Raw genomic sequence first — 13,829 nt, 5'->3', positions numbered from 1 at the left:
TTTACGCACATTCCCCGTGGGAGCGGGCATGCCCGCGAACACCGGCGAAGCCGGTGCCATGTACCGCGTCGCACGCTTCGCGGGCATGCCCGCTCCCACAAGGGTCCCAGGCGCTCCGGAGTAGTGGGCAACTCGCCGGACACTCTGGCCAGAATCCATCCTCGGTTACCTGTTCAAGCCGCTGAACCGGGCATTTACACACATTCCCCGTGGGAGCGGGCATGCCCGCGAACACCGGCGAAGCCGGTGCCATGTACCGCGTCGCACGCTTCGCGGGCATGCCCGCTCCCACAAGGGTCCCAGGCGCTCCGGAGTAGTGGGCAACTCGCCGGACACTCTGGCCAGAATCCATCCTCGGTTATCCTTTCAAGCCGCTGAACCGGGCATTTACGCACATCCCCTGTGGGAGCGGGCATGCCCGCGAACACCGGCGAAGCCTGTGCCATGTACCGCGTCGCACGCTTCGCGGGCATGCCCCACAAGGATCCCAGGCGCTCCGGAGTAGTGGGCATCTCGCCGGACACCCTGGCCAGAATCCATCCTCGATTATCTGTTCAAGCCGCTGAACCGGGCCATTTACACACATTCCCCGTGGGAGCGGGCATGCCCGCGAACACCGGCGAAGCCGGTGCCATGTACCGCGTCGCACGCTTCGCGGGCATGCCCGCTCCCACAAGGGTCCCAGGCGCTCCGGAGTAGTGGGCAACTCGCCGGACACTCTGGCCAGAATCCATCCTCGGTTACCTGTTCAAGCCGCTGAACCGGGCATTTACACACATTCCCCGTGGGAGCGGGCATGCCCGCGAACACCGGCGAAGCCGGTGCCATGTACCGCGTCGCACGCTTCGCGGGCATGCCCGCTCCCACAAGGGTCCCAGGCGCTCCGGAGTAGTGGGCAACTCGCCGGACACTCTGGCCAGAATCCATCCTCGGTTACCTGTTCAAGCCGCTGAACCGGGCATTTACACACATTCCCCGTGGGAGCGGGCATGCCCGCGAACACCGGCGAAGCCGGTGCCATGTACGCGTCGCACGCTTCGCGGGCATGCCCGCTTCCACAAGGGTCCCTAGCCCTCCTGGGTTCTGTGCAAAATGCCTAAAGCCCAACCCAAACAGGCCGATAACCGGTTATCCCCTGCTCCTCACCGAAGGTCACCATGGCCACGCAAAATGCCCGCGCGGATTCGCTATCCCTGCTGCTGTTCACCCTGCGCAGCGGCAAGCTGATGGCAATCAACCTGCTCAAGGTCAGCGAGATCATCCCCTGCCCGCCGCTGACCAAGCTGCCTGAGTCGCACCCTCACGTAAAAGGTGTGGCAACCCTGCGCGGCCACTCGCTGTCGGTCATTGACCTGTCCCGCGCCATTGGCGAACAGCCACTGGTCGACCCGCAGGGTGGCTGCCTGATCGTTACCGAGATCAGCCGCTCGCGCCAAGGCCTGCATGTACAGGCGGTCAGCCGCATCGTGCATTGCCTGAGCACCGACATCAAACCGCCGCCCTACGCCTCGGGCACCCGCTCGTTCATTACCGGTGTGACGCGCGTGGACAACACCCTGGTGCAGGTGCTGGACATCGAAAAAGTCATACACGCCATCGCCCCGCCCGTCGCCGAGCCAGCGCACGGCACCTTGAACGAAGAAGACGCCAGCCTGCTGGCCGCCGCCAACATCCTGGTGGTGGACGACAGCCAGGTGGCCCTGCAGCAGTCGGTGCACACCCTGCGCAACCTCGGTATCGAATGCCACACCGCGCGCAGCGCCAAAGACGCCATCAACGTGCTACTGGAGCTGCAAGGCACCGCGCAGGAGATCAACATCATCGTCTCCGACATCGAAATGAGCGAAATGGACGGCTACGCCTTCACCCGCACGCTGCGTGAAACCCCCGACTTCCAGCACCTGTACGTGCTGCTGCACACCTCGCTGGACAGTGCCATGAGCAGTGAAAAGGCGACCCAGGCCGGGGCCAATGCCATCCTTACCAAGTTCTCCTCGCCAGAGCTGACCGATTGTCTGGTGGTGGCTGCGCGTACCGTGGTGTTCGCCGAGCACTGATATATTCAGCGACAAACTCCCCGGCTTGCCGCCGGGGGTGACTCGGGCATAATTCGCGCCCCTCGCAAGTAAATTGCCGGAATCGCGTATGAAGCTTCTCAGCTCTATCTTGATCAGCTGCGCCCTCTTCAGCGGTATTGCCCAGGCCTCCAGTAGCCAGGCCTGGAACGAGCAGCGCCAGCAGATGCTCAAGGCTTGCCTGACCGCCAGCCAGTTCAAGGACGCCCATGCCCGCGGCAAGCCCGCCGAGTTCGATGACCAGGCAGGCATGAGTGCCCTGCTGATCGAAGGCGTCTACCCACAGAAACACATGCAGCAGCGCACCGGCACCGAGCTGTGCCTGTACGATCGCCAGCACCAGCGTGCGTTCGTCAGTGAATGGAGCCCGGAAGCCAAGTGACCGACCGCTTACGTTTCGGCTGTACCGGCTGCGGCAAATGCTGCACCGGCCACCATGTGCCCCTGACGCTGGCCGAAGCGCGTCGCTGGGCGGACGATGCCGGCCAGGTGGTGGTACTGATCGAGGCCTTCGTCGTGGACGGCCCCGGCATGCCGCTGGATCAGCGTGACCATGTGCTGCGACGCTCCCACCCGGTGCATTGCGGCGAGGGCGAGGCACGCGTCTCGGTGACCTTTGCTGCATTCAACCCCGGACGTTGCCGTAACCTCGGCGCCAACGACCTCTGCACCATCTATGAGCAGCGCCCACTGGTCTGTCGCATCTATCCGGTAGAAATCAACCCGCATATTCCCCTGCGGCCAGACAGCAAGGACTGCCCGCCGGAGGCCTGGCAACAGGGGCCGGAGCTGATTCACGGCACGCAACTGGTCGATGTGGAACTGCAGGCGCTTGTACAGGCTTCGCGCCAGGCCGACCGTGATGACATTGCGGCCAAGGTGGCGGTGTGCCAGGCATTGGGCATGACTACCAGTGCGCTCAAGGGTAACGGGTTTACCGCTTACTTGCCGGACATGGGGGCGTTTGCTGCGGCGCTGGCGCAGGTACAGGGGAATGAAGGGGCGCAGTGGACCTTGCATGTGCAGGATGAAGCGCTGACGGCAAGCTTGCAGGCACTGGGTTTGCGCACAACCCATGAAACCCCGGTTTATTACGCCTTTATCGGCTTCTAGCCGGCCAAGGCGGCGCCCTGTGCAGGCGCCCTAGCACGGGGCTTTCGCCGAAAGCCCCGTTGTTTCCCCCTAGGATCGTTACCTTTTGCGCAACAGTGCTTATCGCACTTTGCTCTGTTTCGAGTGCACTGAAAGGACTAACTTTACCCCTGTCCTCATTAGCACTTGCACCGCAAGAAGGTAGTTTCAAATGTCCAACAGTATGGGTATTGCCAGCGTCTTCGTCCTGTCTTCCCTGTTGTTGTCGCCCCTGGCCATGGCCGAAGAATCCCCGGCATTCGTTGCCCGTAATGCAGAGATCGCGGCTGTCCATCAAGAAGCCCGTGACGCTGTAGCCGCAAACAAGGCCGATACCGTAAAAGACGCGAAACAGACAGCTTCCAAAGTCAGCGTCGATACCAGTGCCGACAGCTGATCACGCGCTGTCGCTACTCCCGTTTTCCCTTGGCTACGCCATGGGCACCCCCGGTGCCGATATGTTAGCCTTTTAAAGCCGCTGCCGATCAGCGGCTTTTTTTATGTGCTTTAACGCTCAGCCCGGCTGTAACGTGTACCTATAAAAAAGACGCACATTCAAATATAAAAACTGCCCCACCGTCAGATCCAAGGAGCTAGTACCGGTGCCTTCCGCGTTTCGTTTTACCCCGCTTTTCATTGCGTTGACTGCAACGATCCCTTTCGCCGCCCAGGCAGATGAAGACAAGGCTGATGGCTTCATCGAAGGTTCGTCCTTCAACCTGCATTTTCGTAATGCCTACTTCAACCGCGACAACCACAACGCCGGCGTGCGCGACACCCGCGAGTGGGGCCAGGGCGCGGTAGCGCGTTTCGAGTCGGGCTACACCCCGGGTGTGGTCGGCTTCGGCCTGGATGCTCATGCCATGCTGGGCCTGAAGCTCGACGGCGGTGGCGGCCATGCCGGCACCAGCATCCTGCCCGAACACATCAAGGACGACGGCGAGCTGGGCGCTGCCCCGCATTCGTTCTCCACTGCCGGTGCTGCGGTCAAGCTGAAAGCCTTCGACACCGAGCTGAAAGCCGGTGACCTGTTCCTCACCAACCCAGTGATCGCCGGCGGCGAAACGCGCATGTTGCCGCAAACCTTCCGCGGTGTAAGCCTGACCAACACCAGCATCGACGGCCTGTTGCTCGAAGGTGGCCAGGTCAGCTTCACCCACCCGTACAACCAGAGCGGCCATCGCCGCATCGACACCTACTACGGGTCACTGGACGAGCACGACAAGAGCAAGCACCTGAACTGGGCCGGCGCGTCGTGGAGCGGTACCGAGCACATCACCGCCAACCTGTACGCCGCCGAGCTGAAGGACATCTGGAACCAGTACTACGCGGACTTCGACTACACCTATGTGGTCAATGACCTGGTCAGCCTGAACCCGGGCGTGCACTTCTATCACACCCAGGACACCGGCCAGGCCCTGCTAGGCAAGATCGACAACAACACCTACAGCGTGCACTTCACCGTCAATGCAGGCTTCCACAGCGTCACCGCTGCCTACCAGCGAGTGAACGGCAACACGCCATTCGACTACATCAACCTGGGCGACAGCGTGTACCTGGACAACTCGCGCATGTACTCGGACTTCAACGCGCCGAACGAGCGTTCGTGGAAACTGCAGTACGGCTATGACTTCGCCGGTGTCGGCGTGCCTGGTTTGTCCACCTCGCTGTCCTACTCGCGCGGCGAGGCTGACCTGACCAAGGCCACTCAGGACACCACTCACTACGACTACTACCGTGAAGATGGCAAGAACGCCATGCACTGGGAGCGCGACCTGGACGTGAAATACGTATTCCAGGAAGGTGACCTCAAGGACCTGTCGGTGCTGGTGCGTTATGCCACCCACCGCGGCAGCCAGGGTTATGCGTCGATCGACAGCAACAGCGACAACGATGAACTGCGGGTAATCGTCGATTACCCACTGAACGTGTTCTGATCTTGCGCTGCAAGCATCGCAAATAACCCTGTGGGAGCGGGTTCAACCGCGAAGAAGGCACCGCGGTGTTGGGCACCGGCTGCGCCGATGTTCGCGGGTAAACCCGCTCCTACAACGGCCTGTGTCCAATCCCCGGTGTGTGTCCACCGCAGATCAGTGTGTAGGAGCGGGTTTACCCGCGAATACCGTGGTGGCGGCAACGGTAAACGCCTGCTGGAGATTGGCCAGCAGGCCCGGCCCATTCGCGGGTAAACCCGCTCCTACAGGCGACGGCAAATGGAAAAGTACGGTACACCGTGCTTCCGTCGGACAAATCTTGTCCGACAATGCCCGCTTCCCTAGAATATCGCCGCCGCGAATGGCCCTGCCCACGCAGTAGCGAGCATGCCCACCCAATCCCCGCGTTTCGCAGTCTACAGGTCGCACCCCGAGCTGATCCTCAACCTGGGCAGTTGCCTTGCCGTGCTCGCCATCGTGGCTATCGTCAGCTACCTGCTTGCCCGCGAGCGCGAAAGTGTCGAGCAGTCGGCGGTGCGCTCGTCGAACAACCTCGTGCAGCTGATCGAAAGCGACATCCTGCGCAACGTCGAACTCTACGACCAATCCCTGCAAGGCCTGATCTGGGCCGTCGGCCGCAAGGAACTGCCGGAAGTCCCCGGCCCGATACGCCAGCGCCTGCTGTTCAATGAAGCCTTCGTCGACCGCAAGCGCGGTGACGTGCTGTGGCTGGACAAGCAAGGCAATATCGTTGGCGACTCCACCAGCAGCGTGCCGCGCAAGGCCAACTTCGGCGACACCGGGGTGTTCAAGGCCCACCAGCACAATGCCAACCTCGGCTTGCTGGTGGGCCCGCCTTTCAAGGCCAAGCTTGGCGACCTGGACTGGTGTATCAGTTTCAGCCGGCGTATCTCCGGCCCCAATGGCGAGTTCGCCGGGTTGGCAGCGGGTGCGCTGCGCCTGTCGTACTTCAATGAGTTGTTCCAGCGCCTGGACATTGGCCACGACAGCAGCATCAACCTGTTCAATGCCGATGGGCAGTTGCTCGTCCGCCAGCCCTACCGCGGACAGGACCCACTGATTGGCACCTACTACACCGAACGGCCCAATTTCAAACGCATCCTCAGTGAACAGAGCGGTAGCTTCACCGCCCGCTCCCACGGCAGCGGCAAGCTGCGCATGTTCACCTTCGCCCGGGTCGCGCAGTTGCCACTGATCGTGCTGGTGGCGCACTCGGCCGACGAGGTGTTCGAGTCCTGGCGCCGCACCGCCATTCTGGTCAGCGTCGCCACCGGCGGTCTGTGCGTGGGCATTCTCTGGCTGACATTGCTGCTGGGCCGCGAACTACGCCGCCGCCACGACGCCGAAGAAAACCTGGCCATGCTCGCTTCCACCGATAGCCTGACTGGCCTGGCTAACCGCCGCAGGCTGGACCATGTGCTGCGCCAGGAATGGGCCCGCGCCCAACGTAGCCGTAAGCCGCTTGCGATACTGATGGTGGACGTGGACCACTTCAAGGCATTCAACCAGCGCCATGGCCATGCCGGTGGCGACCATGCCTTGCGCGAGGTGGCCAAGGCCATCGAGGCATGCATTCGTCGCCCTGCGGATTTGGCTGCGCGCTATGGTGGGGAGGAGTTTCAGGTAGTGTTGCCAGAAACCGATCTGGCCGGGGCCCAGCTACTGGCTGAACGCATCCGCGCCAACGTCGAGGCGCTGGCGCCGTTTGCGGATGATGCCCACGCCGTGACCGTGAGCATCGGTATCGGTCTGTCCGGCACCCAGCAGGACCTTGGCAGGCTGCTGGGTGCTGCGGACGAAGCGCTCTACCGCGCCAAGGCCAATGGCCGCAATCGGGTAGAGGGCCCGCTCGATTAGGAGCGGGCGCGAGCGGCGTTGCGCAGGGCCTTGACCTGGTCATGGTTGCGCTGCACGCCTTGCAGCTGCTTTTCCACCAGGCTGTAGGTCATGTCGCTGGCAGTGCGGCCCAATTTCACCAGCTTCTCGCGGGCTTCCTTGTAGGCCTTGAGGGCGTGGTCCTCGCCACGCTCTACCTCGTTCAGCACTGCCTCCTCGTCCTTGCCGGTGACCATCGACTTGAGGTTGACCCAGCCGCGGTGCAGGTCGCCACTGATGCTGGTAGAAGTTTCCGGATCGCCGCCCAGGCGGCGCACTTCGCTCTGCAGCTCACTGGCAGCGTTGGCGCACTCGCCCGCACGCTGGACGAAGAACGCTTTCAGTTCGGGGTTCTTCACATCATCGGCCGAGGCCTTGAAACCCTTCTCGCCATCCTTGCTGTACTCGATCAGGTCGTTGAGTACATCGATCACGTCTTTGTTGGGGTTGCTCATGGTCGAACTCCTTGGCAGGTGATAGTCCACTAGGGAATTGCAGTGTTCGTGCCACGCTTTCAAAAAATATAAATTCCTTACCATTCAATAAGTTACGAAAATGATGGCATCAGCTGTCAACGGCGTTCTGCATGATTGCCGCTTGGGGCTTCGTGCAGATTGCAGTATGGTCGGCACCTTTCCACAGCCAGGTGCGCGAAGATGAAGCCGGAAACCCTCGAACTACTGGTGACCCGCAGCATGCCGTTCGGCAAGTACCAGGGCAGGATCATTGCCGACCTGCCCGGTGACTACCTGGCGTGGTTTGCGCGCAAGGGCTTCCCGGCAGGGGAACTGGGCGGGTTGCTGGCGTTGATGCATGAGATCGATCACAACGGGCTGGGTGATCTACTGGTGCCGTTGCGGCAGAAGCATCGCCGTTGAAAGGCCAACGCGGGCTCTGTGGGAGCGGCCTTGTGTCGCGAAAGGGCTGCGAAGCAGCCCCAGATTTTCAGCTTCGCAACTTAGATTGCCGGGGCCGCTTTGCGGCCCTTTCGCGACACAAGGCCGCACCCACAGAACGAGGTCTGCTCATACACTTTTAGCAGGCGCCACGGCCAACTCCACACGCTCGCTCTTCTTGATAACCGCATACACCACCGCTGTCACCAGGCTACCCGCCACAATCGCCAGCAGATAAAGCAACGCATGGTTGATCGCGTTGGGGATCAACAACACGAACAAGCCGCCATGCGGCGCCATCAGCTTGCAGCCAAAATACATCGACAATGCCCCGGTCAACGCACCACCGGCGATACTGGCCGGGATCACCCGTAACGGGTCCTTGGCGGCAAACGGAATCGCCCCCTCGGAGATGAAGCACAGCCCCAGCGCCAGCGCCGCCTTGCCCGCCTCCCGCTCGCTCTGGGCGAACTTGCGCCGGGCCAGGAAGGTGGCAATACCCAAGCCAATCGGCGGCACCATGCCGGCGGCCATGGTCGCCGCCATTGGCGCATAGCTCGACGAGGCCAGCAGCCCCACCGAGAACGCATAGGCGGCCTTGTTGATCGGCCCGCCAAGGTCGACGCACATCATGCCGCCCAGCAACAGCCCCAGCAGGATGGCATTGGTGGTGCCCATGCTGTCGAGAAAATGCGTCAGGCCTTCGAGCATCGCCGCTACCGGCTGGCCAACCACGTAGATCATCACCAGCCCGGTGAACAGACTGGCCAGCAATGGAATGATAAGGATCGGCTTGAGCGCCTCCAGGCTGCTGGGCAAGCGCGCCCATCGGGCAATGGCCTTGGCGCTGTAACCGGCGAGGAAACCGGCGACGATGCCACCGATGAAGCCGGCCCCCAAGGTGCTGGCCAGCAGGCCGCCGATCATGCCCGGGGCCAGCCCGGGGCGGTCGGCGATGGACCAGGCGATATAGCCCGCCAGTAGCGGAACCATCAGCTTGAAGGCAGCTTCACCGCCAATCTGCATCAACGCCGCCGGCAAGGTACCCGCCTCTTTGTAGGCCTCGATACCGAACACGAACGACAACGCAATCAGCAGGCCGCCGGCCACCACCATCGGCAGCATGAACGACACGCCGGTCAGCAAGTGCTTGTACACACCGGTTTTCTCGCCCTTGGTCGGCGTGGTCGCCGCTGCGGCGTCGGCAGCGTTTTCCACCGTGGCTTGCGCCAGGGCTTTGTCCAGGGTAGCGCTGGCCTGCTTGAGGGCAATGCCGGTACCACAACGGTAAATACGTTTACCGGCGAAACGTGCAGTGGGTACTTCAATGTCGGCGGCCAGCAGCACCACGTCCGCCGCAGCGATGGCCTCAGCGGACAAGGGGTTGCGCGCACCGACCGAGCCCTGGGTCTCGACGGTAAGCTGGTAGCCCAGCTGTTGTGCGGCTTGCTGCAAGGCCTCTGCGGCCATGAAGGTATGGGCTACGCCGGTCGGGCATGCAGTGACGGCAACGATGCGAGCGCCAGCACTGCCCACTGCGGCGGGGGTGCCTGTCACTGCGGCCAGCAGCTCGGCGTTGGCCGCCGCTTCGTCGAGAAAGCCTTCGCGATCAGCCAGCGCCTGGGACGGTGTGCTTTGGTACAGGCGCTTGCCGACGAAGCGGGCCAGGTCCACCGGCCCGGTGCTGACCACAAGCACCCAGTCAGCCTCGGCGATCTGTGCGGCGCTCAGTTGCCGCTCGGGGTGTTCAGTATTCTGCACTTCGACGCTGGTGCTCCAGCCGCGCCGCTGGGCAGCGGCGGACAGCAAGCGTGCGCTCAGTACACTCGATACCTGGCCGTTGGGGCAGGCGGTGACTATGGCAATGTTCATCGGCAACCCTCTTGTTGTTCTGTCAGTTGCACGGCCGCTTCCAACTGCGCCAGGTGCTCGCGGTCATGGATGCCGAAGCCAACCTGGGTAACGGCCTGGGCGGCGATGGCAGTGGCCCGGGTCAACGTCTGTGCAGGCGCCTCGGCCAGCAGCAGGCCGTGGACCATGCCGGCCACCAGCGAATCCCCCGCCCCCACCGTGCTGGCAACCCGCACCTTGGGTGGGCGGGCCTGCAGGGCCAGATCGCGACTGAACCAACTGACGCCCTGCTCGCCCGCAGACACCACCACGTGTTCAACGCCACTGTCCAGCAGGCGCTTGGCGGCAGCGCGCTGTTGCGTCAGGTTATCCACAGCCAGGCCCAGCACTTCGCCCAGTTCCTCGGTATTGGGCTTGACCAACCAGGGCGCGCTTTGCAAGCCGACACGCAGGGCTTCACCACTGCTGTCCAGGACTATCTTGAGGCCTTGGGCCTTCAACCGTTCGAGCAACTGGCGGAACCAGTCGGCACTGATTCCGCGCGGCAGGCTACCGGCCACCACCACGGCATCGTGACCGGGGGCAATCTGTTCCAGCCTGTGCAGCAAGGCACTGCGTGCCGCCTCGTCGACCTCCGGGCCCTGCCCGTTGATGTCGGTCACGCGGCCATCGGCCTCGACCAGCTTGATATTGCTGCGGGTTTCGCCCGGCACACGGACAAAGCAGTCGATAAAACCGCGGCCGTCGATCAGCGCCTCGAAGGGCTGCAGATTGTCGCCCCCCAGGAAACCGCCCACGGTTACGCTGTGCCCCAGGTCGGCCAGTACCTGGGCAACGTTCAGCCCCTTGCCTGCGGCGTGACTGTGCTGCGCCTGGCTACGGTTGACCTGCCCTGGGCGCAGAGTGTCCAGGCCGATGGTGATATCCAGCGCAGGGTTGAGGGTAAGAGTGAGGATCTTGGCCATTCAGTAACGCTCCACCAGCGCGCGAACTGCTGCGGCGCTGTCCTGTTGCAGGGCCTCGCGCGCCAGGGCGCGGGCTGTCTGATGATCGGCCTGGCGAACCAGTGCCTTGACTTCGGCGATGCTGCGCGCGGAGACGCTGAGTTCGTCCACGTCCAGCCCCAGCAGCACGGCCACCGCCTGCGGGTCGGCTGCCAGCTCGCCACACACGCCCACCCACTTGCCGTGGGCATGGGCAGCGCGCACGGTCATGTCGATCAGGCTCAATACCGCCGGGTGCAGGCCGTCGGCCTGTGCCGAGAGGCTGGGGTGGCCACGGTCGATGGCCAAGGTGTATTGAGTCAGGTCGTTGGTGCCGATGCTGAAGAAGTCCACTTCGCGCGCCAATTGCGCTGCCAGCAGGGCCGCTGAAGGCACCTCGACCATAATGCCCAGCTGCAGGTCGGCTACCGGGATTTCTGCACGCAGGCGCTCCACCATGGCCCGAGCCTCACGCCATTCGTGCACCTGGCCAACCATGGGGAACATGATACGCAACGGGCGCTGGTCGGCGGCCCGCAGCAACGCGCGCAACTGGTCTTCCATCACTTGCGGGCGCTGCAGGGTCAAACGCACGCCGCGCACGCCGAGGAAGGGATTTTCCTCGGCAGCGATCGGCCAGTAAGGCAACGGTTTGTCGCCGCCAACATCCAGGGTGCGCACCACCAGCGGGCGCCCATCGAGGCCATCGAGCACGCGGCGGTACTCGGCTTCCTGGGTAGCCACATCCGGCGCTTGAGGGTGGGCCATGAAAATCAGTTCGGTACGCAGCAGGCCGACACCTTCGGCGCCCTGCTCCACCACCTTGGCGATGCCGTTGCTATCGCCGATGTTGGCAAACACCTCGACGGCATGCCCATCACGGGTGATGGCCGGCTCGAAGCGGTTGGCCCAGGCGGCCTGCAGGCGTTGCTCGCGCAGGTCACGCTCGGCCAGCGCCCGCTGCAGCTCATCCGCTGGCGGTGCGACGCTGACCACACCACGCTGGCCATCGAGCAGCAGCGGCGTACCACTCTCCAACAGCAGTATCGATGCACCCGCGCCGACCACTGCTGGTATGCCCAACGCCCGGGCGACGATGGCACTGTGGGCCGTGGCGCCGCCCTGGGCGGTGACAATGCCGGCAACCCGGTTGGGGTCCAGGCGGGCGACATCGGATGGACCGACTTCGGTCATCACCAGCACATAGGGTTGCTCGGGTTCAACCTGCGCCTGCACACCACACAACTGCGCCAGCACGCGGCGGCCAATATCGCGCAGGTCGGCGGCGCGCTCGGCGAGCAGCGCATCGTGCAACGCCTCTTGCTGACGGGCCGCAGCTTCGATCACGGCCATCCACGCGGCCGCAGCGCTTTCGCCCTGGGCCAGGCGCTGTTCGACATCGTCGGTCAGGGCTGGGTCGGCAAGCATTTCCTGGTGGGTGACGAAAATTTCGCCAATGGCTTTGTCGCTGCGCAGGACCAAAGCCTGCAGTTCGCCATTGACGGTAGCCAAGGCTTCGCGCAGTTTCTGCCGCTCCAGGGCGCACGATTCACCCCGCAAGGGATAGTCGAACTCACGCTCGACACAGACATGCGCCGGGCCGCTGGCAATGCCGGGGGCGGCGCCCACACCCTGGATACGGCTGCCGGCCGCTGGCGCTTGCAGTACTTCGGGGACGTCATCGGCAATGGGCGCGACGCTCTGCGGTAGCGGTTCCACCTCTTCACCCAAGCCTTGTTCGATAGCAGCCAGCAGCACCGGCAAGGCATCGGCAGCGATGCTCGGTTCGGCGACCAGTTCCAGTGCCTGACCACGGCGTGCGCCGAGGCTGAGCAGCTTGCTCAGGCTCTTCACCGATACGGCTGGCTGCGCGCTATCTACCAGGCGCACACGGATTTCCCCTTCAAAGCCTTTGGCCAGTTGTGCAAGCACCTTGGCCGGTCGCGCATGCAAGCCATGTGGATTGGCCAGCACGACCCGTGCGCTGGGCCAGTCCGCCGGCACTTCGCCGCCCAGCACTTCCAGCACCGCACGGCTGCTGGTGGCTTGGTAGAGCATCTGCCCACGGCCTTCGATCAGCACTTCGCACAGCCGCTCGAGCAGGGCCTCGTGAGCGGCGCCAAGGCTGGCCAGGCAGAACAGACCGTTGAGCGGCTGGTCGCGGTAACGCAGCGGCTGCTGCGGGGTGATGAAGGCCAGGCCTGGCTGACGAACCTGGCGCTCGCTGTGCAGCCACCACAGGCCCTCACCCAGCGGCAGCGGCTCGGCCTGCTGCAGCACGGCGGCAAAGCCACTGTCGACACAATCGGCACGTTGCAGCAGGCGGGCACCGCGCCAGGCCAGTTCGTCGAAGTCTTCTGCCGGCACGTTCAGGCCGACCAGCTGCGCATCCAGCGCCAGCGCCTGGGGCGCGCCCTGCAGCAGCTTGAGCAACGCTTCGGCAGAGCTGGCACGGCGCAAGGCTTCGGCCAGGTCGGTCTCGCCCAGCGCCCGGGTCAACAGCTGCAGCAGGCGCAGGTGTTCGTCGGAGCGGGCGGCAATACCAATGGCCAGGTAGACCATTTGCCCGTCACCCCAGTCTACCCCCTCGGGGAACTGCAGCAGGCGTACGCCGGTGGCATACACCAGGTCACGTGTTTGCGGCGTACCATGGGGAATGGCGATGCCCTGGCCAAGGAACGTGGAGCCTTGTGCCTCCCGGGCCTGCAGCCCTTGCAGGTAACCCTCGGCGACCAGGCCGTCCGCAACCAGCCGATCCGCCAGAAGGCGCAATGCCTCGGCCTTGTCGGCGGCCTTCTGGCCCATGGCTATCTGCTCATTGGCGAGCTCGAGCATGACCTTCTCCTTTTGCAGTTCCCGTTCGGGTACTGGAGTATTGTTGTGAAATTCACATAAAGGGCCAGTTCAGCAGCCTTGCGCAGGTGGCAGCCGAGGCAGAAAATTCGGCAGCTGAAACGTTTAATCTGACCAGACGGCCACGTTACTCGATAATCTGCCCAGTAAAAAGCCCCATCCTGTCGGACAATTGCGACAATGGTCGTCTGCGCGTGATGCCTGTACCGG

At 63.4% G+C, this 13,829-nt stretch carries 11 protein-coding genes; 7 read left to right on the top strand and 4 right to left on the bottom strand.

What is annotated here, in order from left to right; all coding sequences use genetic code 11:
• The first annotated feature begins 1,157 nt into the window (after positions 1-1,157).
• From PRJ_RS04205 to PRJ_RS04175, 6 genes are all read left to right on the top strand, one after another.
• Positions 1,158-2,057 (top strand): chemotaxis protein, encoded by a 900-nt coding sequence (locus PRJ_RS04205; protein ID WP_003247301.1) that lies wholly within the window; start codon positions 1,158-1,160, stop codon positions 2,055-2,057.
• Positions 2,058-2,145: 88 nt separating this feature from the next.
• On the top strand, positions 2,146-2,457 hold the full coding sequence (locus tag PRJ_RS04200) for a hypothetical protein (protein WP_014589718.1): 312 nt from the start codon (positions 2,146-2,148) through the stop codon (positions 2,455-2,457).
• Positions 2,454-3,188 (top strand): YkgJ family cysteine cluster protein, encoded by a 735-nt coding sequence (locus PRJ_RS04195; protein WP_104960797.1) that lies wholly within the window; start codon positions 2,454-2,456, stop codon positions 3,186-3,188. Before PRJ_RS04200 ends, PRJ_RS04195 begins: the two co-directional genes overlap by 4 nt.
• A gap of 190 nt (positions 3,189-3,378) precedes the next feature.
• Positions 3,379-3,603 carry a hypothetical protein gene (locus PRJ_RS04190; protein ID WP_049586405.1) on the top strand — a complete coding sequence of 75 codons (225 nt, stop codon included), beginning with the start codon at positions 3,379-3,381 and terminating at the stop codon, positions 3,601-3,603.
• A gap of 205 nt (positions 3,604-3,808) precedes the next feature.
• On the top strand, positions 3,809-5,143 hold the full coding sequence (locus PRJ_RS04185; RefSeq protein ID WP_010952035.1) for an OprD family porin: 1,335 nt from the start codon (positions 3,809-3,811) through the stop codon (positions 5,141-5,143).
• A 384-nt stretch (positions 5,144-5,527) separates the two neighbouring features.
• The gene (locus tag PRJ_RS04175; protein ID WP_104960796.1) at positions 5,528-7,018 is read left to right on the top strand and encodes a sensor domain-containing diguanylate cyclase; all 1,491 of its coding nucleotides are present in this window, start codon (positions 5,528-5,530) and stop codon (positions 7,016-7,018) included.
• Here PRJ_RS04175 and PRJ_RS04170 read toward each other — a convergent pair.
• On the bottom strand, positions 7,015-7,491 hold the full coding sequence (locus PRJ_RS04170) for a PA2169 family four-helix-bundle protein (RefSeq protein WP_014589713.1): 477 nt from the start codon (positions 7,489-7,491) through the stop codon (positions 7,015-7,017). The two genes, PRJ_RS04175 and PRJ_RS04170, sit on opposite strands and share 4 nt — an antisense overlap.
• 201 nt (positions 7,492-7,692) lie before the next feature.
• Between PRJ_RS04170 and PRJ_RS04165 the strand changes: the two genes are divergently transcribed.
• On the top strand, positions 7,693-7,914 hold the full coding sequence (locus PRJ_RS04165; RefSeq protein WP_003247308.1) for a DUF3820 family protein: 222 nt from the start codon (positions 7,693-7,695) through the stop codon (positions 7,912-7,914).
• A 147-nt stretch (positions 7,915-8,061) separates the two neighbouring features.
• Here the strand turns inward: PRJ_RS04165 and PRJ_RS04160 are convergent, their stop codons facing one another.
• The 3 genes from PRJ_RS04160 to ptsP are packed head-to-tail and all read right to left on the bottom strand — an operon-like array spanning position 8,062 to position 13,601.
• Positions 8,062-9,804, bottom strand: a complete 1,743-nt coding sequence (locus tag PRJ_RS04160) for a PTS fructose-like transporter subunit IIB (RefSeq protein ID WP_104960795.1) — start codon at positions 9,802-9,804, stop codon at positions 8,062-8,064.
• A complete protein-coding gene (gene pfkB, locus PRJ_RS04155) occupies positions 9,801-10,748 on the bottom strand; it encodes a 1-phosphofructokinase (RefSeq protein ID WP_104960794.1) in 948 nt (315 codons plus the stop codon). Before pfkB ends, PRJ_RS04160 begins: the two co-directional genes overlap by 4 nt.
• Positions 10,749-13,601, bottom strand: a complete 2,853-nt coding sequence (gene ptsP / locus PRJ_RS04150; RefSeq protein WP_104960793.1) for a phosphoenolpyruvate--protein phosphotransferase — start codon at positions 13,599-13,601, stop codon at positions 10,749-10,751.
• Between the last annotated feature and the right edge of the window lie 228 nt (positions 13,602-13,829).

Origin of the sequence: Pseudomonas sp. XWY-1 (genome assembly GCF_002953115.1) — a bacterium.
GTDB lineage: Bacteria > Pseudomonadota > Gammaproteobacteria > Pseudomonadales > Pseudomonadaceae > Aquipseudomonas > Aquipseudomonas alloputida.
The sequence above is the reverse complement of the archived record's forward strand: the minus strand, read 5'-3'. Positions and strand labels throughout refer to the sequence as shown.